Annotated in this window: 18 protein-coding genes; 5 read left to right on the forward strand and 13 right to left on the reverse strand. The window is 66.7% G+C overall.

The window, feature by feature from the left end:
* Positions 1-8: 8 nt before the first annotated feature.
* Positions 9-152, forward strand: a complete 144-nt coding sequence (gene ccoS / locus VD997_13165; GenBank protein ID HYE62939.1) for a cbb3-type cytochrome oxidase assembly protein CcoS — start codon at positions 9-11, stop codon at positions 150-152.
* 178 nt (positions 153-330) lie between these two features.
* Here ccoS and VD997_13170 read toward each other — a convergent pair whose 3' ends face one another.
* A complete protein-coding gene (locus tag VD997_13170; GenBank protein ID HYE62940.1) occupies positions 331-1,029 on the reverse strand; it encodes a hypothetical protein in 699 nt (232 codons plus the stop codon).
* A gap of 238 nt (positions 1,030-1,267) precedes the next feature.
* Between VD997_13170 and VD997_13175 the strand changes: the two genes are divergently transcribed.
* On the forward strand, positions 1,268-2,047 hold the full coding sequence (locus VD997_13175; protein ID HYE62941.1) for an HNH endonuclease: 780 nt from the start codon (positions 1,268-1,270) through the stop codon (positions 2,045-2,047).
* Positions 2,048-2,068: 21 nt separating this feature from the next.
* On the opposite strand, the gene VD997_13180 is transcribed toward VD997_13175, so the two are convergent.
* The 6 genes from VD997_13180 to VD997_13205 all read right to left on the reverse strand — a co-directional run bounded on the left by VD997_13180 (position 2,069) and on the right by VD997_13205 (position 9,306).
* Positions 2,069-3,292, reverse strand: a complete 1,224-nt coding sequence (locus tag VD997_13180) for a response regulator (GenBank protein ID HYE62942.1) — start codon at positions 3,290-3,292, stop codon at positions 2,069-2,071.
* Positions 3,289-3,750, reverse strand: a complete 462-nt coding sequence (locus VD997_13185) for a hypothetical protein (protein ID HYE62943.1) — start codon at positions 3,748-3,750, stop codon at positions 3,289-3,291. The genes VD997_13180 and VD997_13185 overlap by 4 nt, the downstream gene beginning before the upstream one ends.
* Positions 3,747-7,178: a hypothetical protein gene (locus tag VD997_13190; GenBank protein ID HYE62944.1), complete on the reverse strand. Its 3,432-nt coding sequence runs from the start codon at positions 7,176-7,178 to the stop codon at positions 3,747-3,749. The genes VD997_13185 and VD997_13190 overlap by 4 nt, the downstream gene beginning before the upstream one ends.
* A 102-nt stretch (positions 7,179-7,280) precedes the next feature.
* Positions 7,281-7,499: a hypothetical protein gene (locus tag VD997_13195; protein ID HYE62945.1), complete on the reverse strand. Its 219-nt coding sequence runs from the start codon at positions 7,497-7,499 to the stop codon at positions 7,281-7,283.
* Between the two features lie 7 nt (positions 7,500-7,506).
* Positions 7,507-8,634 (reverse strand): nuclease-related domain-containing protein, encoded by a 1,128-nt coding sequence (locus VD997_13200; GenBank protein ID HYE62946.1) that lies wholly within the window; start codon positions 8,632-8,634, stop codon positions 7,507-7,509.
* Between the two features lie 33 nt (positions 8,635-8,667).
* The gene (locus VD997_13205) at positions 8,668-9,306 is read right to left on the reverse strand and encodes a hypothetical protein (protein ID HYE62947.1); all 639 of its coding nucleotides are present in this window, start codon (positions 9,304-9,306) and stop codon (positions 8,668-8,670) included.
* Positions 9,307-9,790: 484 nt separating this feature from the next.
* Here VD997_13205 and VD997_13210 point away from each other — a divergent pair, with 484 nt between their 5' ends.
* Entirely contained in the window at positions 9,791-11,302 is a 1,512-nt protein-coding gene (locus VD997_13210; GenBank protein HYE62948.1) for an FG-GAP-like repeat-containing protein, read from the forward strand.
* 158 nt (positions 11,303-11,460) lie between these two features.
* Here the strand turns inward: VD997_13210 and VD997_13215 are convergent, their stop codons facing one another.
* The 3 genes from VD997_13215 to VD997_13225 form a co-directional block, all read right to left on the reverse strand.
* On the reverse strand, positions 11,461-12,723 hold the full coding sequence (locus tag VD997_13215; GenBank protein ID HYE62949.1) for a hypothetical protein: 1,263 nt from the start codon (positions 12,721-12,723) through the stop codon (positions 11,461-11,463).
* Positions 12,724-12,829: 106 nt separating this feature from the next.
* Positions 12,830-13,993: a glycoside hydrolase family 43 protein gene (locus tag VD997_13220; GenBank protein HYE62950.1), complete on the reverse strand. Its 1,164-nt coding sequence runs from the start codon at positions 13,991-13,993 to the stop codon at positions 12,830-12,832.
* A 12-nt stretch (positions 13,994-14,005) separates the two neighbouring features.
* Positions 14,006-15,262: a threonine/serine exporter family protein gene (locus tag VD997_13225; protein HYE62951.1), complete on the reverse strand. Its 1,257-nt coding sequence runs from the start codon at positions 15,260-15,262 to the stop codon at positions 14,006-14,008.
* Positions 15,263-15,795: 533 nt separating this feature from the next.
* On the opposite strand from VD997_13225, the gene VD997_13230 reads away from it, so the two are divergent.
* Positions 15,796-17,040: a hypothetical protein gene (locus VD997_13230; protein HYE62952.1), complete on the forward strand. Its 1,245-nt coding sequence runs from the start codon at positions 15,796-15,798 to the stop codon at positions 17,038-17,040.
* Positions 17,041-17,083: 43 nt separating this feature from the next.
* Complete coding sequence (locus VD997_13235) at positions 17,084-17,920, forward strand: hypothetical protein (GenBank protein ID HYE62953.1); 837 nt, start codon at positions 17,084-17,086, stop codon at positions 17,918-17,920.
* A 317-nt stretch (positions 17,921-18,237) separates the two neighbouring features.
* Here the strand turns inward: VD997_13235 and VD997_13240 are convergent, their stop codons facing one another.
* The 3 genes from VD997_13240 to VD997_13250 are packed head-to-tail and all read right to left on the reverse strand — an operon-like array spanning position 18,238 to position 23,824.
* Entirely contained in the window at positions 18,238-20,928 is a 2,691-nt protein-coding gene (locus tag VD997_13240; GenBank protein ID HYE62954.1) for a VWA domain-containing protein, read from the reverse strand.
* A gap of 2 nt (positions 20,929-20,930) precedes the next feature.
* A complete protein-coding gene (locus tag VD997_13245) occupies positions 20,931-22,895 on the reverse strand; it encodes a BatA and WFA domain-containing protein (protein ID HYE62955.1) in 1,965 nt (654 codons plus the stop codon).
* Positions 22,892-23,824 (reverse strand): DUF58 domain-containing protein, encoded by a 933-nt coding sequence (locus VD997_13250; protein ID HYE62956.1) that lies wholly within the window; start codon positions 23,822-23,824, stop codon positions 22,892-22,894. Before VD997_13250 ends, VD997_13245 begins: the two co-directional genes overlap by 4 nt.
* Positions 23,825-23,828 lie beyond the last annotated feature (4 nt).

Genomic DNA, 23,828 nt, shown 5'->3' on the forward strand with positions numbered 1-23,828 from the left:
ACAAATCCATGTCCGTCCTCTTCATCGTGCTCCCCACCGCCCTCATCATCGCCGCCCTGGGCGTCTGGGCCTGCATGGCCTCCGCCTCCCGCGGCCAGTTCGACGACCTCGACACCCCACCCCTCCGCGTCCTCTCCGAAGAAGCCGACTGAAGAGTTTTCACCACAGAGACACTGAGACACAGAGAAGAAGCGGAAAGAAGACCGAAGGGGAAAGACCAGACCGAGACAAGCCATCCTCAAGCAATGAAAAAAGGCCCGGACTCAACAGCCCGGGCCTCATTCAAATGCCTTCCTCTGTGCCTCTGTGTCTCTGTGGTTCAGTTCTGCCTCAGGCGGCGAGCTTGCCGCTCGTCTCCACGCCGCTGCTCGCCGTGAACGTGAACCCCGGCCCCGCGCCGTACTGGATCACGCCGAAGTTGGACTCCTTGCTCACCTGGTTGCCGCGCTGCCCGCGGACCATGTAGAACAGGCTCGCCCCGCCGGTCGTGACCGGACTGGGCACGCCGCCATCGACAAAGCTCCGCACCCGCCCCGCGATGGAGCCGATCTGCGACCACGCGCCGTTGTCGCCCACGCGCCGCCAGACCGTGAAGAACTGCCCGTGGGCCGTGCTGCCCTTCCACTTGATGGTGACCGTGCCGTCGGCATTGGGGTCCGCGACCACGTCCTCGCCGGGCGTGGGTTCGCCGGCGGGGGTGGGCGGCTGCGGTGCGGGCAGCATGGCCACGTTCCACAGGTTCGGGTTGGCGGTCGACTCCGCCTGGATGCGGATGCGGTCGATGCACTGCTGCATGATCGCCCGCAGCGTGGTGCACGACACATCGAACGTGCCCGTCGCCGCCCGGCTCGCCAGCCGCGCCGTGTTCATCGCGTCCTCGTCGGTCTCCGTCTTGTCCAGCTGCGTCTCCAGCTGTGTGGTCAAGGCCGTGGTCAAACCAAGGGCCACAGCGTTGGCCTTGAGGGCGTTGAGGTGGTCGCGCACAAAGTTCACCATCTCGGTCTTCGAAGCAGGAATGATCTCGGCCATTGGTATCGACTCCAACAAAGCCGCCATTCCCTTGTGAGCGCACCCCCCGACGGCAAGGAGTCCCGCGCCCGCGACTGCCAACTCGAACACCAGGCAACCGCGGCAGGAGAGGGATCGGGCTATTCGCGGGGCAACTTGACCAGCAGGATTCGAGAAAGTGCAAGAAAACGCGGGGCGGACAGGCGGCGCAGACGGACCTTCCCCATACCTGCCCTCTTCTATATAGACTGGCCCCCGCTTGGCCACCCGCTACCACGCCATCATCGCCTACCCCGAGATGTCCTACCGCGAGGGCATGACCCTTCAGAAGGGCATGAACTTCCTCGCCCACAAGCCCTACTCCATCATCCTGATGAGCGTCCGCAAGGGCGCCCCCTACCAGGACCAGTGGCACGAGGCCACCGGCGTGCTCGAGTACGAGGGCCACGACGTCCCCAAGTCCTCCCTCCGCGGCAGCCCCGACCCCAAGCGCACCGACCAGCCCCTTGCCCTCCCCAGCGGCAAGCTCACCGAGAACGGCCGCTTCTTCCAGGCCGCCGACGAGTACAAGGCCGGCACCAAGCCCGCCCGCATCGTGCAGGTCTACGAGAAGATCGCCGACGGCATCTGGTGCGACCGCGGAAAGCACGAGCTCATCGACGCCGAGATCAAGGACGTCCCCATCGGCCGCGGCCGCACCCGCAAGGTCTGCCGGTTCCACCTCAAACCCTCAACCGCCATGGTCCTCGACCCCGAGGAGGACCGCGAGCTCTCCCTCTCCCGCCAGATCCCCACCGCCGTCAAGGTCGAGGTCTACAAGCGCGACAAGGGCGCCTGCGTCAAGTGCGGCAAGAAAGAGAACCTCCACTACGACCACGACTTCCCGTTCAGCAAGGGCGGCACCAGCCTCACCCCCGCCAACGTCCAGCTCCTCTGCATGAACTGCAACCTCAAGAAGTCGGCCAAGATCATGGCGATCGGACCGTGGTTGCTGGCGCCACTTGCGGTGGCAATGTCGGTCGCCTCCAAGCATGCTTAACACGTGCGCGTCCCTAGTCGATCACTTTGCGTTACCAATGAGCATCTGCAGCGAGAACTCATACAAGTACTGGGCCGCCATGAATGCTGCAAGCTCCTGGTACTCATCGGCCTTGGCGGAATCGCCGAAATCGCACACTCCCTTGATCGACAAGGGGAGGGGCCGTGGCCTCCGCGCCATTCTCGCCGCCAAGAACAAAGCGAACGTCTCCATCTCTATGCCCACGAGCTTTCTGTTGCGAGCGATCACATCGTCCACCACGGGTCGGTGCGCCACCACCGCAGCACCCGAGGCAACAGGCCCGATCGCAGTCTTCGCGCGCGGGAACGCGATATTCCCTCGCCATCGTGAGGCGATACGCCCGAGGGTCGGACCGTCGAGCCCAAAATAACTGAACCGGTTCTTGAGCGATGGATCAACCGGCAGTGACACGGGAGCTGGCGCAAGAGTCACCTCGCCATCCTCACGCTGGTGAATCTTGCCACTGCCATAATCCCACGTTTGGTCTGCGATGAGCAGGTCGCCTGGAGCTCCCTTAACCCCGGCAGCGATACCAACCATGGCCAAGTATCGGGGTCTGTAAACCTCGCACACCTTCATCGCGTGTGCGGCAGTTGCCGGCATTCCCATTTCGACGGCCGCGCTAGCAACGACGCTAAGTCGCTTGCCATCACGTTCGAAGACCCCGCGGTGGTAGATCGAGTCGTCTCCATTCACCTGTTCGACCACCCAGGAGCCTTCGAGTTCGAGTACCGCGGTCAACTCAGGACGCTCCAGCGCGGTCACAATGGCAAGGTCCAGGCCGAATCCGCTAGCCGCCCTCCCAGCCTTGGCTTCGACGATGTGAATCACCTTAGACTCAATCATCTCTCGCCACCCTACCGACGCTGGGTCGTAGTGGATAACGTGCCACAACAAATCGCCAAACTCCTTCACGAACTGGATTTGCAGCTCGGAGTAGGCGGTCAGACCTATGATGTGGTCTGGACGCTTCCCCGCGCCGCTATTGAGCGACCGCAGAAGCCCGGCCCCGCCATTGGAATCAACCTTGCCACCCTTCCGAATTGGCAAGCTGAGATCAAGCACCATAAGATCATATTGAGATTGCTCAAGGGCCTTAAAGGCCGCTGACACATCCGCCGCCTCTGTCACCTCACACGACTCACTGCCGGCGATCCCTCGCACCAACGCGACGACGTCCTTACGTTTTTCATCATTATCGTCGACCACGAGAACAGAGATCATTTGAGACTCCGAGACTTTGCGATCAACCCCGCAAGCTCTGCGCGCCAACCTGCTTCCGAAGCGCTGTAGTACACTGTTCCGATATACGTGCCCGCGAACTGCTTCTCGAGCAGCACCTTCAACTCCGGGAGCGTGATCCTACCCTCACCTGGGGCAAAGAACGACTCGAACCCAGTCACAATGATCACTTTGGTCCGGATCCCCATTCGCACCACTTCCGCCAGTATCTCCCTTCCCGCATAGGCGCGGGGCCGGCCTCCCGGTGCCCCGTCCTGCACATCGAAGGTCGGCATGGTCATATCGAGCAGCACCAGGTCAGGTACCGTCTCCACAATCTGCTCTAAGCCGCTCTGATAAGACCTCCGCTGCGCAATCTCGGCATCTCCGAGCTCAGCACGCACCAGATCGGTGATCTGCCGGAGTTTGGGAAGATCGTCCTCCACGACCAGTACTTTCATGCCCGTACCCTTTCAATCGGAAGTGCCATACGAGAACAGAACTGCCTCGCGTCGTTGACCCACCAGCGCACCGAGTAGCTGTCGCCAAGCTCAAGGTCATGTCGCATGATCCGGTGAAGCTTGAAGAAGCCGGTGCCACCTTCCGTTCGCACAGGGATCTCGCCGGCCTCTGTCAAGCGCTGCTCAAGTTCATTGAGCTTCTCCTGGATCGACTCGGGCGACGGAGAATCTGGGACCGGACTGTTGAGCTCCACCACTAGCGATTCTCCTTCGATCATCGCTCGGATTGCGACCAATGCCTCACTTCCAGACGAGTGCCGCACAACATTCTCGACTAGAATGTGGATGGCATCGAAGAGGGGCGCAAAGTGCTTCCCGGAACACAACCCCTCGACGTGAACGTCGACTTCGGCTTTGAGGCTGACTGATCGAGCCGAGCGACCAACCATAGTTGTGACCGTCTCCACCAAATCGACGAAGCGGAAATCGGGCATTTCTCTTTCGTTGACGATTCGGAACCAATCAGCCATCGCGGTGAGTGCGTTGTGCAGTTCGGTGTTGCACTGGACTACCGCTTGACGGAAGGCCCCGCGAAGGTCAGGCGCTGCCTGGAGTACGTCGGATTGGCATCGCTCCATAGCTGCAAGGAACATAGCAAATAACTCGTCAGTGATCCTTGCTCGTACCCGCTCTAGAATCTGCTCCGTCCGCGAGGTCAACTCTGCGATACACTGAGTCACAAACTCGGCCAGCGAGGTCGTCTTGGCCAGTGTGATAAACATTTGGGTCAACTGGTGGTCATCGTAGCTGAAATCGAACATCCCCTTTGCGTCGGCGGTGTTCTCTCGCAGTTGAATCCACTCATTCTTCACCCGGTCGATAATCGCATCGACAGCCGCTGAGAAGGCGGCTAGTGCTTTCTGAACACCGTCCCTCACGGACTGGGGCGCGCTCTCGAGATGTGCGGCCCAATGTTCGTTCACACGGTACTCACCATCGGTGTTTCGCCGAGTAACCAGGTTTAGGGACTCGAACGTACTTCTGAGATGGCCGCTCAAGGTCCCGTGGCGGATCCGAATGCTCAGGTATGAATCGAGTCCGTGCTCATTGCTCGATACAAATTTCGCACGCAATTCGTTGAACATCTGAGTGCAAAGCACTTGGGCCGTATCGCCTAGCACCAGTTGGGCACGGCCTTGTCCAACATCCAGAATGGCCATGGATACCCGGCGAAGGTGAGCCCCGAGCTGAACGTGATCGCGGAATCGCTCAAATGTGGGTTGAATAGCCGTCTCGAGCGACTTGCGAATCCCCGACACATCGACGTATATCTTGCTTGCGTCGATGTGCTTTATTCCCTTTCGGATCACGCTTCGGCGGCTGAGCTCCGTGATCTCGGCGAAGTACTCGTCGCTATGCGAGGGATCCGCCTTCATCAGAAACTGGCATATGTTGATGCGTTCCTGTTCAAGGGCGTCGAGGCTCTCAAAACGATATGAGTGGTCCAAGACCTCCAACACGCAAACGTGGCGTAGCAAAAAAAGAAGCGGAGGTGAAGGAGCCTCAGTCTGACTCAATATGTCGCTCGGAATTCGGCGACCCGATTTCCGGAGAAAATCGTCCAACGCCGTGAATACCTTGTAGGCGTTCTGTAGCTGCCCCCGGTCCGTGTGGCGAAGGTAGAATATTATTGGCCAGGAGACACTACCCTTCTCCGCCTTGCCCTCTAGATAGCGGGCTGTCAACTCCTCGAAATGAAGCGCTGGCGCAAGCGAAGGCTGGGCGAAATAGGCATCGACCGCGATGTCCGCGGCCGAGGTGTACCTGCCGAGCAGATACTCCGTGAGAACAAGTCCAGCGAAGGCATCTTCCAAAACTGTGATTCGGCCGTCCGCAATCTCCTTCAATGCACGATATTTGGCGGCGGCCCCCTCGAGGTCGCCATCGCGCTCGCATTGACGCGCCTCATGCTTCAACGCTCGCTCACGAGGAATGTCGGTGACTGAGTGCAAGCCTCCGAAAAGACGAACGGCGGTCGGAGCGGCACCTACGCTTGCGCATGCCGACAGGAAGCGATCGACCTCACTCCGCGAGCGGTACAGTCCGCCGAATCGTGGCGTCAGTTCGCATTGGTTGATTGCGAGGAATCTGGAGGCGTCCATTCCGTTCGGGGATGGTCGATACCGCGTACAAAAGGCGTGCACCTGTAGCCCGAACTGCGTGCAGTCGAACATGTAGGCCACCTTGTGCAGATAGCGCAATGCCACATCTGTTGACGGGGTTTTGGCGACAACGTGATATAGAGCCCACAAAACCTCAGTTGAAACACTGCTGTCCTTGACTGGCTCTGCCAGTCCGGCGTTCGCGGCGGCCTTTGCGAAAAGCTCGTGGAACTCGAACGCGTGAGGAAAGGCCGCAGCTCCCGCGCGTGCTACCTCAGAAGCCTTCGGATAATCTCCCTTCGTGTAATACTCAACCGCATCAAACAGCATTGTCCCACGCTTGGTAGAAACGATCCCCGCTCCTGGCTCACAAAGCTGGTGTAGGTTTGCGATTCGCTGGTCGGGGATGGCTGACCGAAGTATGGCAAGAAGGTCTCGCGTGCGCGGTGGCGCATTCCAGACGCCTTTCGCGGCAGTCGCCTGGAGCAGACGCACGGCGTGATCGTAAGCGTCCACAAGGGAGTGCTGGCCCGTGTACCACAATGAGAATGCATCGGACTTGGTGGGATCGGCCGAGAACAGCAGCACTTTCAGCCGGAAGTACGCAAGAATTGGTGCAAGCTCGGGCTTGCCTTCGTGTTGTTGAATGACTGAGTTGAAGAATTGGTCGAACGCTGCCGGGTGAGCTTTCGGTTCCAATCGCTGTGCGACAAACTCCAAGAGCAATCGCACGTTGTTATACTGGGCTTCCTCTTGGAAGGTCTGCACTGTTTTTCGGAGCGCCGCCAAGCCCCCCTCGATCGCACTCACTAGCATTCTGGCTTCGGCATACCAAAGCGAGCATCCAACCGAATCTTTCAACCGATCCAAGCAGTCGCTCGCGCCCTTCAGATCGCCCTGAAGGATCAGTGCTTCAAACTCGGCTTTCAAAGTGACAAATCGACCGACCTTGTCGGAGAATACGACTGCCTGAGCCATTACCCATACCCACTCCGCGTCCTCGAGGCGTAGGTTCACACCTGATCGAGTAGAGGAAAGTACTTCGGCCATGGACTGCGGGAACGGCCTTCCCATCGCCCGCAGTGTCAAGCCCGCGTCAGTGGCGACCTTGCGGGCAACCGCAAGGACCACCTCCACTGCTTCATTCTTCAGGTCGAAAATGACCCTGCCGATGTCGACGTTGCTGCGAGCGAGCCGGTTCGAATAGGATTGGGAGACCCCGTGGGGCAGATGAGGTACAAGTGCCTGTGGGGGAAGACTAGCCATCACTGGTGTCCACGACGAGATTGGGGGTAGCGACACGCGTGCACAGAATAGTCCATTCAGCCGAATATTGGCGTTAGTTGCGCCTCTGGTGGTGCGGCGGCATCAAGCTGCTGCTAAGACGCCCCCGGTCCAGCCGCAGAGCTCGAGCTCGTCGTCCTCGTAGAACACGCTGCCCTCGTCGTCCTGGATGACCCAGCGATCGCCGGCGTTGCGGTTGAGGAGGTTGACGGTCGTGAGCGGGGGCTGGCCGGACTCGAAGGCGTCCTCACTCGCGTACCCGCAAATCGCTTCCTGGGAGAACGGGGCGGCGAGCCCTGCCACTGCGCGGTTAGGACGTCCAGAATACCACCTCCGCCCCGCACCCACCCTTCGCGGCCTCACTATAGGGCGGGCACGCCCGGTAGAACTCCCCCCCGCGTTTGTGGATGGTGGCGTGGGGGTTGCCGCACTGGGTGCACACGCGGGACAGGGGGGTGTACTTGCCGCACTCGTCGCAGAGGAGGCAATAGTCCCGGCGGTAGACGGGCTGCACGTTGATACTGCGGCAGTGGCGGCAGGTGAGGGCCTCGGGTCGGTGCTCGCGTTGCGGGGTGGCCTGCCGCGGGGCGGTGACTGTCTCGCGCCCGCCGGGCAGGAATGCCGCGGCGGGCTCCACGATCCCCGGGCGGACTCCACGGGGTCTGGCTGCCTCCTTGTCCGCACTGTTGAGCTCGTCGGCTTCGTCGGGCGAGATTCTGTGCGGCGGCGTGTGCACCTTCAGCAGGTGGTACTTGATGCGGGCGAGGGCGGCGTCGCTGAGGTTGTAGATGCCGCGGTCGTCGTTGAGGTCCTCGTTGGCGAGGGCGCTGCGAAGGGCGCCCAGCACGCCCGCGCGGCGGCTGTGCGACTCGACTTCCTGGCGAACCCGCTCCACGACCTTCTCGGCCTTCATGACCGTGCCCTCGTGCGCCTTCGCCCCGGGTCCCTCGACACGGGCGTTGTTGGCGAGGGCGACCAGCGTCACGATGGGGAAGTGCTTAAAACCCTGCTGGAGCATGCCGAGCATCTTGTCCAGCAGCGGCGGCTCGGCGTTCTGGAGCAGCAGGCGGAGCGACTCGGCCTGGCGCTTGGCCTGCTCGATGGGGGAAGGCATGTTGATGCCGCGGCGGGTGTTGCCGCCGGGGCAGCGGGTCCACTGGTCGTGCCTGTCGACGTGGAGCACACCGTAGTCGGAGCCCGTGGCCTTGCTTTCGACGATCACCATGCCGTGCCGGTGCACGATGAGGTGGTCGATCTGCGTGTGGTCGTTGTCGCTGGATGTGCGCGGGGCGGGGAAGCGGAGGCCGTGGTAGATGTGGATGTCGGGCGCGTCGGCGAAGGCCCGGCCCAGGTCGTGGGCAAGCTGCTGTTCGGCGGCGTGGCCGCGGGCGGCGTTCGCGTCGGCGGGGCGGGAGGGGTCAAAGGGCAGGGGGATCATTGGCCGCGAGTCTACCGACCTTGATCCGAAGTCCTATGCCGCGGCCATCGTCATCGTGCTGCGGGTGCAGGGGCCCAGCACTTTGGAGCGGATGACGGGGGGCTGGCGTTCGGCGTTTGGGTCGCGGTCCAGGAGTTTCAGCCAGGAGGCGCGGGCGGCGGGCGCGGAAGTAGGCTTGGTGGTGGAGGGGTGCTTGGTGAACTCGTAGATCGCCCCCGCGGCGGTGATGGCGGGGATGCTGTAGTTGTTCTGGCCGAACGAGAGCAGCCACACCCGCGCGGGGCGGAGGCGGGCGAGCAGCTGCTCGAGGGCGGGGACGCTGGCGAGGTACTGGCGGTGCGAGGGGGCGTAGCGGCCGTTGAAGGAGGTCAGGGAGTCGGCGGGGTCGATGGTGTGCGCGGGCGGGCCGAAGTTGGCCAGCGCGACCTGGTCCCACCAGGCGCGGCGGCCGGGGGCGGGGGTGCGGGCGGTCGCGAAGCCGGTGCCCGCCTCGTAGACGCGGGAGAGGAAGAGTGAATCGGAGAGGCCCAGGCACCAGCGCTCGATGGCGTGGCGCAGGGGCGTGGGCGTGGGGGTGGGGCGGGCCAGCCACGACTCGCCCAGGATGAGCACGCGGCCGCGGGTGTTCTCGTAGTTGCGGCCGATCCAGAGGTTGGTGGGCGCGGTGTCCATGCTCAGGCTATCGGTCGTTGCGGGGCGGGGGTTGAGGCCGGGGGCTGTTGGTTCGGGTTCGGGCGGCGGTTGTGGGTCGCGATCACCACCCACCCGCGTTGCCGCGGCAATAACGCGGTTGGACGTGGCCGGCAACGACCGCCGGGCACCGTTCAGCGACCGGCGGGCACCGTTCGATCGCTTCCGGGCACGGTTCGATCGCTGCCGGGCACGGTTGGATCGCCGCGGGGTGCGGTTCAGTCACTGCCGGGCACGGTGAAGCGACCACCGGGCACAGTTCGATCGCATCCGGGCACGGTTGGATCGCTGCCGGGTGCGGTTCGACGACCCGCGGCCACACGGCCCGGGGCGGTCGGGGCACACGGGGGCGGGGGACGAGCGGGCGCGCGGCGGCGTGGGGATGGATGGGGGGCTTGCGGGGGCGGGTACGCTGCGGCGGCCCGTCCGGCGGGCGTGTCCGGTCGACTACCGAGGGACCTCAACGATGATGTGCAGCGTGCGGCGGAAGGTGAGCGTGGGGGTGGGGGTGGGGGTGGGGGCGGCGGTGCTCGCGGGTGCGGCGGTGGGCCCGGCGGCGTGGGGGCAGCCGTGCGCGGCGGTGTTCTCGTACGCGGGGGCTTCAGCGGCGCCGCCGAACCCGGCCGCGGTGGCCGCGGGGGACTTCAATGGCGACGGGCTGCCGGACCTCGTGGTGTCGCACGGCGCCGGGTCGTCGGTGCTGCACGGGGGCGGTGCTCAGGGGCCGGGCACGTTCCAGCCCGCGGTGCTCGCGGCGGACCAGTCCTTCACGGCGTACGCGGTGGGCGACTTTGACGGCAACGGCCGCATGGACTTCGCGGGCGTGACCGGCGCCACGCTGATCGTGGCCCTCGCGCAGCCGGGCGGGGGCTTTGTCCGCAACGGGTACAGCGCGGGCGGCACGGCGACCGGGATCGCCGCCGCGGACTTCACGCTCGACGGCCGGCTCGACCTGGCGATCTCCACCACCAGCGGCGTGTCACTCTTGGAGGGCACGAACGTCGGCGGCGCGGGCTCGTTCACCGCGGCGCCGATGCTGGCCGCGGGCGCGAGCAACGCGGTGGCCGCGGGGGACTTTAGCGGCGACGGGCGGCCCGACCTGGCGGTGGGCCGCACCGGCGAGGTGCGGGTGTACTACGCGGGGCCAGGGCTGGCCTTCACGATGGGGCCGGCGACGGGGGCCTTCGGCGGGGCGCACCGCATCACGGTGATGGACTTGAACGGCGACGGGCGGCTGGACCTGATCGCGGCCAGGCAGAACAGCGCCCCGTGGGTCGCGGTGTCGACGCAGACCAGCGCGGGCGGGCTGACGACCACCTTCGAATCCTCCGGCACCTACGCGGGCGTGGTCGCCATGATCCCCGGCGACTTCAACGGCAACGGCGTCATGGACGTGCTGCTGCACGCCAACGGCGCGACCTACGTGTGGCCGGGGACGGGGACGGGGCTGGGCACGCCGGCGCTCGTGAACAACTCGGTCGCCTACGGCGGGCTCGCGGTCGCGGACTTCAACCTGGACGGCAAGCCCGACTGGGCGGGGAGCGTGGGCAACCAGAACCAGGTGCGCGGGTTCGTCAACACGACGCCGCGGGGGCTGACGCTCGTGCAGCAGCCGCCCGCGCGCACGTTTATCAGCGAGGGGCAGCCGGTGTCCATCGCGGTGCAGGCGACGGGGGACGGGCTGACGTTCCAGTGGCGGCGCGACGGCGTGGACCTCGCGCCCGGCGGCGACCACGGCTTCACGGGCGTGAACGCCGCGACGCTGCAGAGTTCGAGCGCGCGGCTGTCCGACTCGGGGGCGATCTTCGAGTGCGTGATCGCGGGACCCTGCGGCGGGCAGACCACGCGGGCCGCGGTGCTGGTCGTCAACCCACCACTGCCGACCTGCGGCAGCCAGGACTTCAACGGCGACGGGGACTTCGGCACCGACGCCGACATCGAGGCGTTCTTCCGCGTGCTTGGCGGGGGCAGCTGCTGAGGCTCACGGACGGCGCTCGCGCTGCACGCGGGAGGCGGAGCGGCCGCGCCCGGACTCGGCGTTCGATCGGCGGGCGTTGGCGCTGTGGATCAGCGGGTGTTCCGCGGGGGTGGGCGGGTGGAAGGTGCCTTGGGGCGGGGTCTCTCGGGCGGGCGCGGTTACTCCGGGCCTGGCATCGTGTAGTGGATGCGGACGCCCAGAATCTTGGGGTCGCCGGCCCAGGTGAGGATGAAGGCGCGGATGTAGTAGAACGAGTCGGGGTCGACCGCGTGCGGCGTGCTCAGGGTGACCGTGTGCTGGGCGGGAGTCGTGGACTGGCCGGAGCTGTTGGTGGCGATGACGGCCACGATGGTGCCGCCCCCGAGGGTGCGGCGGTTGACGCTGAGCGAGAAGTTGGACGTGCTGTTGTCGAGGTAGTGGAACGTCGCGCCGGTGATGACCGCCCCCTGAGGAAGCGTGAAGGGTGCGACGAGGTTGTCGTCGCTCTGCGTGCCGTTCCACGCCCCGTCGGGGCCCGAGGTGGTCTGGCCGTTGCCCACACGGCGGAACTCCATCGGGCTGATCACCAGCGAGCGCGCCTGCGGCGCGGGGTAGCTGAACGTGGGGGCGGTCGCGGGGCCGCTGAGGGTGAGGGCGTTGGCACGGGCCGGGCCGTTGACGTCGAGCATCGCGGCGGGGGAGGGCTGGTTGATGCCCACATTGCCCGATGCGAGCACCACGAGCGGCACGCTCTCGCCCAGGACCACGCCCCACGCCTCGGCGCTGGTGCCAAAGCCGGAGTAGAACGTCGCGGCGCGGGGCTGTCCCATCACGCTGTGGGCGTAGACAGAGGCGCTGGTGGTGTCGAGCGTGTTGAGGAACACGCCGCCCGAGCCCGCGCCGGCGGGCAGGTCCACGCCGAAGTAATCCGCGGGGCCGATGGGCTGGTCGCGGTTGATGAACGCACGTTCCACCCCCGGCTGCGTGCGGAGGATCGAGGGGTCGACCGGCAGCGCCAGCGGCGGGCGCCACGATTCGTGCACGGCCTTGATCGCCAGCGGCGCGGGGGTGAGCGGCTGGCGGGGCGTGAGCGTCTGGTACGCGCCCACTCCCGCGGGGCGGGCGGCAACCTGCAGGTACCGCGGCGCCTGCGGGCCGGTCGTGAACGCGAACTCGCCGAAGTCGGGGTGGATGGTGAACAGGCCGTTCTCGACGGCGACGGCGGGGAGCGTCACCGTGGGCGCGAGCTGGTTGCCGCCGGCCACCGCGTCGAAAAGGCGGAGCTCCAGGTCGTAGTGACCGGTGGCGGGCGTGCCGGCCTCATCGAGGCGGCCCTGGTAAGTGATCGGCTGGGCGATGAGCGTGCGGGGGGCCACGATCACCACTATCACGGCGGCAAGCATCCCCAGCAGGGCGGGACCGATGGGCAGCGTTCGGTTCATGGCGTTCAGCCTACCGGGTGGCCGCGCGGCGGCAATGGCTTTCTTTCCGCCTTCCTATCTTCGCGGCTTCGTTCCGCCTTCGCGGCCTCCGCGTTGAAGGCCCGTATCACTGGCGGGGCTGCGCGGTGGTCGAAACGGGCGCGGCGGGGTGGGGGTGGATGCCGGTGGTGGTGATGGTGATGGGTTTGATGTGGCCATGGGTGTCGAAGGTCATGGGCTCGATGCAGACCTCGCGGTGGTCGCGTTCTTTGGTGCCGGCGGGGCGGCGGTGGTAGACGATGGCCCATTGGTCGCTGCCCTCTCCGCCTGCGGCGGGGCCGGGGAGGCGGAGGACGGAGTGGTGGCCGGCGCCGGTGGCGATGGATGGGTCCTGGATCAGCACCTTGCCGACGCGGTTGAAGGGGCCGAGCGGGGAACCCCCACCGTCGGCGATGGCGTAGGCGACGCTGTAGTCGGGGCCTGTCCAGCCGCCCTCGGACCACATGAAGTAGAGCTTGCCGTTGCGGCGGAACATCATGGGGCCCTCGACGTAGCCCTCTGGGGTGATCTCCTTGAACGTCGTGCCGTCGGCGAAGGGGATAAGCGAGCGGAAGTCGTCGGCGAGTCTGGCGATGTTGCAGTGGCGCCAGCCGCCGTAGACGAGGTAGTGCGTGCCGTCGTCGTCCTTGAACACGAACTGGTCGATGGGCTGGGCGCCGTTGTGGAACTCGCCGACGAGCGGCTTGCCGATGAGGTCTTCGAAGGGGCCGTCGGGCGTGTCGCTGACGGCGACGCCGATGCCGCCGAGCTCGTTGCTGTTCTGGATGTCGTTGGCGCTGAAGAAGAGGTAGTAGCGGCCGTGCTTCTCGATGGCGGCGGGGGCCCACATGGCGCGCTTCGCCCAGGTGACCTGCTTGGTCGAGATGATGCGCGGGTGCCAGGTCCAGTGGATGAGGTCGGGCGAGCTGAACGCGTCGAGGTGCGTCTGGCGGGCGTAGGGCGCGGAGTAGGTCGGGTAGATCCAGTAGCGATCGCCGAAGCGCACGGCCTCGGGGTCGGCGTACCAGCCGGGGAGGATGGGGTTGCCGGACCACGCTCGGACGTTTGTGGAGCGGGTGACCTGCTCATAGATGGCTGCCGCCTCTTCGTCAGTCAGAGCGGCGGCGACGGGTTCCCCTTTGCGCCACCCGGCTGCACCGTTCGGACGCGTGCCGTCGAGTTTGCAGGCGCAGCCCATAGCCGTGAGGATGGTCGCGAAGAAGACCGCGGCGATAGTGATCTCGGTCCGCATGTTCACCCTTTCCTACAAGGCGCGGCGTGGCGGGACGGCGGCGTTGGCGAGCAGCAGGCCGACGACGAGCGCGACCATGATGACGAACATCGTGACGGCGGTCTCGACCCCCATGACCACGTTCTTGCCCATCAAGGTGGTCAGGCTGATGAGGCCCACGGCCCCGGGGACGAGGATCATGAGGCCGGGCAGGAGCGTCGTTGCGGCGGGGCGGTCGGTCAGGCGGGTGAAGATGTTGCTGGCGATGCCGACGACGAGCGCGCCGCCGGCAGCGCCGAGCTCGGGGCCGACGGCAAGGCCGGCGTAACGGGATGCGTAGAAGGCGAGGAAGACCGCGGCGGTGATCCAGGGGACGTCGCGGGCGACGCCCTTGAAGATCACGATGAGCGGCCAGGGGATTGCGAGCAGCGCCGCGGGCAGTGCCCACCAGGGGAGCGGTGCGGACTCGCCGGAGGCCGTGAACTGGAGGACGGTCGCGAGCTTCTGGCCGATGGCGACGCCGAAGACGAGCAGCAGGAACGTCATCGACGCGCCCATGAGGCGCGAGGTGCCGGCGACGAGGTGCTTTGTGGCGAGCTCGTTCATGCCCAGGGTGAGGGAGAGGCCGGGGAGGAGGACGATGAGCCCCGCGAGCATGACGGTCTGGGGCGAGAGGGGTGTGAGCCACTCGGCGCAGACCATCGAAAGAAGGGCCGCGAGGGCGCCGGCGGCGAACTCGATGACCCAGGCCCAGCGCGTGCGCATGCCGCCGAACACGGTGAGCGTGCCGAGGGTGAGGCCGACGGCGGCGGCGCAAACGAGCTCACGCCAGCCGCCGCCGAAGAAGATGGAGACCGCGGCCGAGGACCCGGCAAAGGCGAGGGCGGTGAGCCACGGTCCGTAGCGGGGCCTGGCGGCGAGCTCGATGCGGATGCGCTCGGTTCCCTGTGCGGGCGTGAGGGTTCCGGCGGCGACCTTGAGGAGGATGGTGTTGAGGGCGCTGAGCCGCTCGAGGTTGACGCCGCCGGATTCGACGCGGATGAGGTGGGTCACGTCCTCGCCACCCTCGCCCCCGCCCTCGCCCGCGCCCGTGTCGATCGAGGCGAAGACGCCGGTGGGCATGGCGAAGACCTGGGCTTTGACGCCGAGGGCCTGCGCGCACTGCGAGATGGCGTTCTCGAGGCGGTTGGCGGTGGCGCCGTAGGTGGAGAGCGCGCCCGCCATGGTGACGAGGAACTCGCCCCGTTCGTCCTTGTGCCTGGCCGCGGAACGTTCGATGGCCTCGATCACGGGGGACCGTAGGAGGAGGGAAGGCAGGTACGCGGAGTTCCGCGGAAGGGCGGAGTTGCGCGGAGGGGGAGTTTGGGTGTGCGGCTTGAGTGGGGTTGAACTGTGCGGTTGATGTGGTCGGGTGTGGTTGAGGTGACCGCGCGTGCTGATCGAGCAAGGGTGTGCTGAGAGTGGGCGGGCAGCGTTGGTGGTTGGGTGCGATGGGCTCGTTTGCCGGGTTGTGTGGATCGATCTGTGCTCGGACCCATTGGGGGAGGACGGGGAGTGCACGGAGTTGATTGAGGCAGGCGCGGGCGGCGCCGCGGCGGAGGGCTGCGTCCGCCGCTTGAGGCCGCACAGGTTCCGTACAGATGGCCTGCATGGGCGGGAGAATACCAAACGCATTCCGAATCGCAAGTGTTCTCTGGATGGAACAGGAGCACCGGTCGGGAGACCGGTGCCACCAGGAGCTGTAAAGACGTGTTTCTGCACGTTTCTTTTGTCGTTTCCGAAACATTGACTGAGCCGGTGCGAACCTCTAGTCTGGAGCCCCTGTGACGACCTTTGCAACACCAACTCCCTCGCACCCCTCGGCCCCGAACACGTTCGAGGCGGACACGGTGCAGGCACTCGCGATGGTGCGCGCGACCTTCTCGCAGCTCGTCGAGGCCAAGTGCCCGGGCAACCCGTCGGTGTCGGATATCGCGGACACGTTCGGGATCCACCGCAAGCTCGCGTGGCAGGTTGGCAAGGTCGCGTACTCAGCGGACCCGTTCCACGCGGCCAAGCACATGCCCAGCGCGAAGAGCACCGAGGTCTGGCTGAAGGCAGCGGCCAGGGCGGGCTGCGAGACGCCGGTCGTTGAGAGCGCGACGGCGGCGGCGACGCGGTTCCACTCGCTCGCGGCGACGCACTCGCGGACGGAGCAGGAGTTCGAGATGCTGCTCGAATCCTGCACGCGCGCCGACGACGCCGCCCACATGAAGTGGCGGCAGCAGTCGTTCCACGGGAACAGCTTCGTCTGGGGCGCGCACTGCAAGGTGCTGCTCTCGCTGTCGGTGCTGCACCCCTCGGCCGACAAGCCCCACTTCTTCCACATCGCGCAGCTGCGCGGGCTCATGGGGTTCCGGCAGACGCGCCAGAACGTCAAGTGGCTGGTGAGCGCGTCGGTCGTTGCAGACGACGCCGCGAAGGCGAACACGGGCTTGCAGCGGATGCCGCTGGACCCCGCGGCCGCGGGGGAGCACGGGGGCGTGCCGGTGATCCCCCGCTTCTGCTCCAACCCCATGCCCAAGTTCTCGCGGCGCGTGGTCGGCGGGATGACGTACGACGAGTTCGTTTCCGGTCCGATCGGGCAGACCGGCGAGCGGACGCTGGTGACGGGCGAGGTGATCCGCAACCTGGGGGCGGCGCACGCAACGGAGCACGACAAGGTCGCCCACTTCGGCGCGAGCGTGCGGATCCCTGCCGAGGTGTTCCACTACGACATGTTCGTGCACCGCTCGCTGTTCGGGCCGGTGCAGCGCGAGCTGGTGATGTTCAGCGACCTCAACTCGAACATCGCGTTTGCGCCCTCGGACACGCTGCCGATCCCCGAGCGCGTGCAGGACCTTGGGCGCGGGATCGGTCTGGCGCAGACGCCCGACCTGCCCGGGTACCAGGAACTGGCCGCGAGCGTGTTCCAGCTGCTGGGCGAGAACCCCGACGAATACGAGCTGTACCGCGCCCGCGTGGCGTACCCGCCGATGCCTACGAGCGTGATGTTCCGGCACCCCTTGCCGGAGCGTGCGCCCGAGTGATTCCCGCTGGAGAGATCAGAGAACCGTACTCAGGAGAATGATGATGAAGAAGACCGTCCTTGCCCCCCTCGCACTGCTCGCCCTCGTGTCCGGCGCGCCGGCACTTGGCCAGACCGTGTCCACCTTCGAAGGTCTCGCCGAGAACTTCTACGGCGGCACGTTCACCCACGACGGCATCGTGTTCCGCGACTGCAACAACGTCGGGGGCGTGTTCCCCACGGGCGAGACCTTCGTGCCCGAAGACATCGGCTTCGACTTCATCATCGAGAACAGCACGTACTTCTACAACGACTTCCTTACGTGGGGCAGCCCGGTCAACACCCTGACTTTCGGGACCGCTTACGTGGTGGGCGACAACCTCTCGCTGGGCGCGTTCGCCAAGTGCTGGATGGACCTGCCGCAGGCCGCGAACACGCTGACGTTCGACATGGCCTACTACGAGAACGGCCCGTGGGGCGGCATCCAGTTCATCATGGAGGCCTACGACAACGACGTGCTGGTGGACACGGACGTGATCACGCTCGCCGACGGCGGCGGACGCGACAACATCATGACCAACACGATGACGGTGTCGGCGCCGTCGTTCAACAAGGTGTACCTGCGGGCGAGCTACAACGGCCAGTTCTCGGCGCCGCGCCTGATGATCGACGACCTGACCGTCACCTACAACCAGGGCGGCCCCACCTGCGGCCCGCAGGACTTCAACGGCGATGGTGACAGCGGCACCGACCAGGACATCGAGGCGTTCTTCGCGTGCCTGGGCGGCACCTGCTGTGATACGTGCTGGAGCGCCGGCGCCGACTTCAACGGCGACGGCGACATCGGCACCGACCAGGACATCGAGGCGTTCTTCCGCGTGCTGGGCGGCGGGACGTGCTGAGTTGACGTAAGAACTTGAGCTTTCTCGAGAGAGGGCGCCGGCGGGCGCCCTCTTTTCGTTGCGTGCTCGATCTTTCTTGGGATTTTCCACGGCGCGCGTTCGCGTGTTCACCCGCCCCGCTGCGGCGGCGATCACGCGTTCTTGGCACCGGGGGTGTCGAGGACGCCACCCCCGGCGAGGTCCGTGCGCGGCCTCCGCCGCGACAGGCGCGATGCGCGTTGGGAACTCGATGCTTACGCGATCGGCTCTTTTGAGAAGCTCAGCCAGGCGTCGGACCCGAAGAACTCGATCGCTTGCGCGATCGGCTCCTTAGAAGCTCAGCCGATGCGTCGGACGAGGATGTCGAAGGGGACCAGGCAGAGGGCGCCCATCAGCAGCCAGGGCCAGAGGCGGAGCTGCTCGGTGCTCTTCTTCTCGGGGAGCTTGAGGGCGACCTGGCCGACGCGGGCGACGTCGCCGAGGGAGCGGGCGGTGATCTGGTCGAGGGTTTCGGTCGAGACGCCGAGGGTGCGGAACTCGGGTGAGAACGACTGAACGTAGCCGAAGGGGACGGTGGCGCTCTCGCCGTCGGGGTTGGCGGCGACGTCGGGGAGGCGCCAGGCGAACTGGTGGGAGCGGCCGTACTCGCCGCGGGGGACGACGGCGCTGAAGAGGCCGGGGGCCTCGCGCTTCACCTCCACGGCCTTGGCGCCCGCCTGGGGGTCGTAGGACATGAGCTCGAGCACGCGGTCGGTGACGAAGTTGCCGGCGGGGTCGCGGAGGTCGGCGGTGAGGCGGATGGCGTCGTCGCGTTCCTCGTGCGCGACCTCGACTTCAATGTCCTTCATCACGTCTCGCCCGGCGACGCTGCGGACGATCTGGGCCCACAGCTTGGCGAACTCGGGCCAGCGGATCCAGTCTTCGGCCCAGCGGGGCTTGGTGTCGGAGGTGAACGCGGCCGAGCGCCCCAGGCCGTAGCGCCACTTGGCGAGGATGGGGTCTCCCGCGTCGGAGATGAGGATGGTCTTGGCGGCCTCGCGGGCGGAGGTGGCGACGTAGCCGCCGAGCGGGGGCAGCTCGTCGACGTCGATCTCCTCGAGGGATTCGTCGTCGGTCATCTGCGAGACGACGACAAGGCGCTCGACGAGCATGCTGTTGCTCGCCCGCAACGCCTCGCGGGTGAAGATCTGCGGGATGGAGTAGAAGTCGTTGGTGAAGTAGGCACGCCCTCCGCCCGCGCCGGCGATCTGCTCGAGCAGCTTCTGGTCGGCGCCCTCGCCGATGCCGACGGTGGAGATGGTGATGCCGTCGCTGGCCATGAGCTGGGCGATGTCGGGGTAGCCGAAGCCCTGGGTCTGGCCGTCGGAGAGGATGATGACGTGCTTCTTGCGGGCGGAGGACTGCTGCAGCATCGTGTGCGCGTCCTCCATGCCGGGGTAGAGGAACGTGCCGCCGCCGGCCTCGAGGGAGGAGATGCGGTCGTTGATGGTGGCTCGGTCGCCGGCGCTGGTGAGCTCGAGCAGGATCTCCGCTTCACTGTCGAAGCCGACCACCCCGATCTGGTCGCGGGGGTTGATGGCCTCGGCGGTGGCGACGGCGGCACGCTTCGCGAGCTGGATCTTGACCCCCTCCATCGAGCCGGACTTATCGATTACGAGCACAATGGCGAGCGAGGGGCGGTTGAGGTCCTTCTGGATAGGCATGCGGACGGGCAGCACTTCTTCGATGGGCGTGTTGAAGTACCCGCCCAGGCCGAAGGACTGGTCGCCGCCGAGCATGACGAAGCCGCCGCCGAAGTCCTGCACGTAGGTGCGGACCATCTGCATCTGGCGCTGGGTCAGGCGGTCGGCGGGGACGTTGCTGAGGATAAAGGCGTCGAAGCCCAGGAGGTCGTCGAGGGTGGAGGGCACGCCGGAGGCGGGGCGGGTCTCGACCTGCACGCCCTCGAGTCCCAGGGCGCTGCTGAGGTAGCTCTGCTGGGCCTCATCGCTGTCGACGTAGAGGACGCGCATCTCGCCGGGGACCACGGCTACCGCGCGGACGCGGTTGTTCTCCACGCGCGTGTCCTGCTCGGCACGCACGGCGACGTCGATGGTGTGGAAGCCCTTCTCGCGGAAGTAGAGGCCGGGGAGGGCGATGGTGTTCTCGCCGGGCTTGAGCTGGCGCGACTCCTCGGCGATCGCGAAGCCGTCGCGGTAGACGACGAGCCTGGCGGGGGTGGCGACGGTGCTGGCGACGCGCAGCTCGGCGGTGAAGCCCTGGTTGATGCGGAGGCCCGAGGGGAGCGTGAGCTCGGCCGCGGCGACCTCGGCGGGCATGGGCTTGTCGAGGGCGACAGTGTGGAGCTGGCAACCCGCATCGAGGGCGGCGCGGTAGGTCTCCTGCCAATCCCCACGGTTGAAGTTGGCGTCGGTGAAAAGGTAGACGGCGCGGCCTTCGCCGACCTCGCCGGAGTTCATGGCGAGGCGGAGGGCGGCGCGGGCGTCGGTCTGCTCCCCCACTACTTCCTTGCGGAAGGACTCGATGGCGGCCACGCGCTGCTGGAGGGCGGCGCGGTCCTGCTCGGGGGCGTTGTCGGTGACGAGCTTGGCGAGCTGCGTGTTGAGCGCGGTCAGCTGGGACTCGTGCGCGACGAGGTCCTTGTGGGCGTCGGTCCAGCCGCTCCAGTCCTTCTGGCGGTCGACGAGGATGCGCGGGCGCTCGCCAAAGAGCACGACGCTGGCGCGGTGGCCCTTGCCGGAGGCTTCCTTGGCGAGGCGGTCGATATCGGCGAGCGCGGCCTCGAGGTTGTCCTTGCTCACGCTGCGGGAGACGTCGAGCAGGTAGAGCAGGTGCTGGGTGCCGGTAGTGCGCTCGAAGATGGGGCGGGCGAGGGCGGCGATGAGGAGGGCGGCGATGCAGACGCGGAGGAGCACGCTGGCGGTGCGGTAGCCGGCGTCGAGCTGGGCGTAGCTCTTGCGCCAGAACCACAGCACCCACAGCAGCAGCAGCGGCAACGCGAACCAGACCCAGCCGGCCTCCATCCGCATCGTTACTCCGTCCACCGCAGGTGGTAGCTGAGCCATTCGAAGGCCACGCCGAACGCGGCGACGCAGGCGAGCAGGGTCCAGGGCATGGCGCCGAGCAGGCCGCGGGAGAGGCCGAGCTTCTGGGCGGGGTCCTCGGCGGCGGCGGCGACAGCGATGCGGGATTCGTGCTCGTCGCCGATGTTGATGGCGGCGAAGGAGGCCTCGTCGCCGACCTGCACGCGCAGGGCGCCGGGGGTGAAGGTGCCGTCGTAGGTGAAGGTGCCGTCCTTGACGGGGAGGTCGAGGTCCACCTGCTTGCCGGCGGAAAGGGCCTTGGCCGCGAGCTTGGTGGTGTTGGCGGGCAGGGTGCGCACGGGGCGGACGGTCTCGCCCACGGCGTAGCCGCTGCGGAGCCACGAGGGGGCCTCCTCGTGCATGAAGGAGACGGTATTGCGGAGCAGCAGCGGGAAGGCGTTGCGGAAGGGCAGGTCGCTGGCGACGACGTCGAAGGCGAGGCAGAGCACCTGGCGGGAGGGCTGATCGACGAGGAAGAGGAGCGGGTCGCCGTCCGCGGAGTTGGCGAGCACGCGCGCAGGCTGCTTGAGCGTGGCCTTCTCGCCCTTGGCGACACGCGCGCCCTGGAGGGTGACGTGCTGCATCAGCGGGTGCGGGCGCGGTACGACATGCAGCGAGGGCTCGGCGATCTCGCCGCCCAGCGTGCCGAGCTCGGCGGGGCAGCCGTTGACCACGACGAAGCGGCCGATGGCGGGGAGCTTGTCGGGGGTCCAGCCGTTGAAGATGACGAGGTCGGGCTTGCGGATGGTGGTGTCGATGCTGGCGGTGTTGTTGGTGCCGGGCTGTGCTTCCGCGGGCTTGCTGGCGGCGTGGGCGGCGTCCCACGCCGCGGCGAACTGCGCGGGCGGGAGCGTGAGGCTCTCCTCGGCCCACACCAGCTCGTTCATGGAGCCGAGGGCCTGCTCGAAGAAGAAGGCGCTGTCGCGCGGCGTGACCAGCCAGACGACGGCGGGGCGGATGGGCTCGAGGATGGCGTAAGCCTCGTTGTCGGCAGCGAGGGCGTCGGCGCGGTCGATGGAGGCCCGCAGCACGCCGCCGGTGGGGGCTTCGATGGCGACAACCTTTTCCCACGTTGCGCCGGGCTCGATGCTGGCGAGCTCGACGGACTGGCTGCGGCCGTCGACCTCGAGCGTGACCGAGGTGTCCACCTTGACGTCCGACGCGTTCACCAGCGTGATCAGGGCCTGGTAGTTGCCGTTCTGGCGGTGCGGGCGCACGGCGAGCTGGCCGATGCCGATGTTGTCGGTGCTCGTGCCGATGGGCCAGTAGATGAGGCCCGGGTTCGAGGTGGCAAGCTGCTGTACGGAGCCGGCGGCGCCGTCGCTGATGACGACGATGCAGGGGTCGTTCTTGCCGGCGGTGAGCTGCCCGGCGAGCTCCACGCCCGCGGCGACGTCGCCCTTGCCGCCGAAGGGCGTGACCTTGCCCGCGGCGGTGCGGACGGCCTTGGCGTCGAAGGTCCAGGCCTGGAGGACGCGGGGCTCGCGGCCGGCCTCGATGAGCAGCCACTCGTCGGCGACGGGGCGGCCGCGGCTGATCTCCTCGACGGCCTTCCTGGCGAGGGCGAGGCGAGTCTCGCCTTCGCTCGCGCCGTCGTCCTTCTCAATGGCCTGCATACTGGCGGAGTTGTCGATGACGACCGCGATGGCGCGGGGCTTGATCTTCCCGAGCGAGAGGATGGGGTTGCCCAGGGCGAGGATGAGGCAGGTGACGATCACGAGCCACAGCAGCATGGACAGCAGCCGCTTGAGACGGTTCCAGAGGGTGTGGACTTTGGTCTGGCCAGCGAGGGAAAGCCAGAAGTCCAGCGCGGGCACGGTGGCGCTGCGGCGCTTGATCTTGAGCAGGTAGAGCGCGACGACGCCGCCCGCGACCACGAGGAACCACAGCGCCCACGGGGCGAGGAGCGTCATGCCAGCAGCCTCCCGTGCTGGAGGACGCGCCGGACGAACTCGTCGAAGGCGACGTCGGTGTGGGCCTGGTCAAAGCCGATCGAGTACTTCATCGAGTAGGCACGGAGGTCGGTGGAGAGCCCCTCGTACGCGGCCTTGTACTTCTTGAGCAGCCCATCGGTGATGGTGAGGTTCTGCTGCTGGCCGGTCTCGGCGTCGACGAGCTTGAGCTCGCCCCGCAGCGGCGGGTCGCGCTCCCAGGGGGAGACGACCTGCACGACGTGCATCTGGTGCTTCATGAAGCGGAGGCGGTCGAGGCCGGCGCGGGCGCGCTGGAGGCCGTAGAAGTCGGAGATGACCACCACGATGCCGGGGCGGCGGACGCGGGACATGAACATCTGCGCGGTCTTCTCGAAGTCGGTCGCGGGCGCGGTGGTCAGGCCCTCGAGGTAGTCCATGACGCGGAGCACGGGGCCCTTGCCGCGGAGGCGGGGCATGCCCTGCGCAAGCCCCTCGTCAAAGGGCAGCACGCTGGCGGAGTCCATGTTGGACATGCCGATGTACGCGAGGGCCGCGGCGATGCGGCGGGCGTGGTCGAACTTGTTGGGCTCGCCGAAGTTCATGGAGGTGGAGCGGTCGAGCAGCACCCAGAGGTCCAGTTCTTCCTCCTGGCGGAAGAGCTTGATGAAGAGCTCGCCCAGGCGGGCGTAGGCCATCCAGTCAACGGTGCGCGGGTCGTCGCCGGGAGAGTACTCGCGGAAGTCCTTGAACTCGATGCTCGCGCCCTTCTTGATCGAGGGGCGCATCGCGGCGCGCCGGCCGCGGACGAGCTGGCGGGCGATCAGGTTCAGCGTCTCGAGTTTCTTGAGGAAGTCGGCATCGAACAGCGACGAGCCGTTGCGCCCGCGCCGTCCTGCGCCTGGTTCCTTGATCGCTGTGTCGCTTGGCATTGCT

The sequence above is a fragment of the Phycisphaerales bacterium genome, from assembly GCA_035627955.1.
In the GTDB taxonomy this organism is placed as follows: Bacteria; Planctomycetota; Phycisphaerae; order Phycisphaerales; family UBA1924; genus JAEYTB01.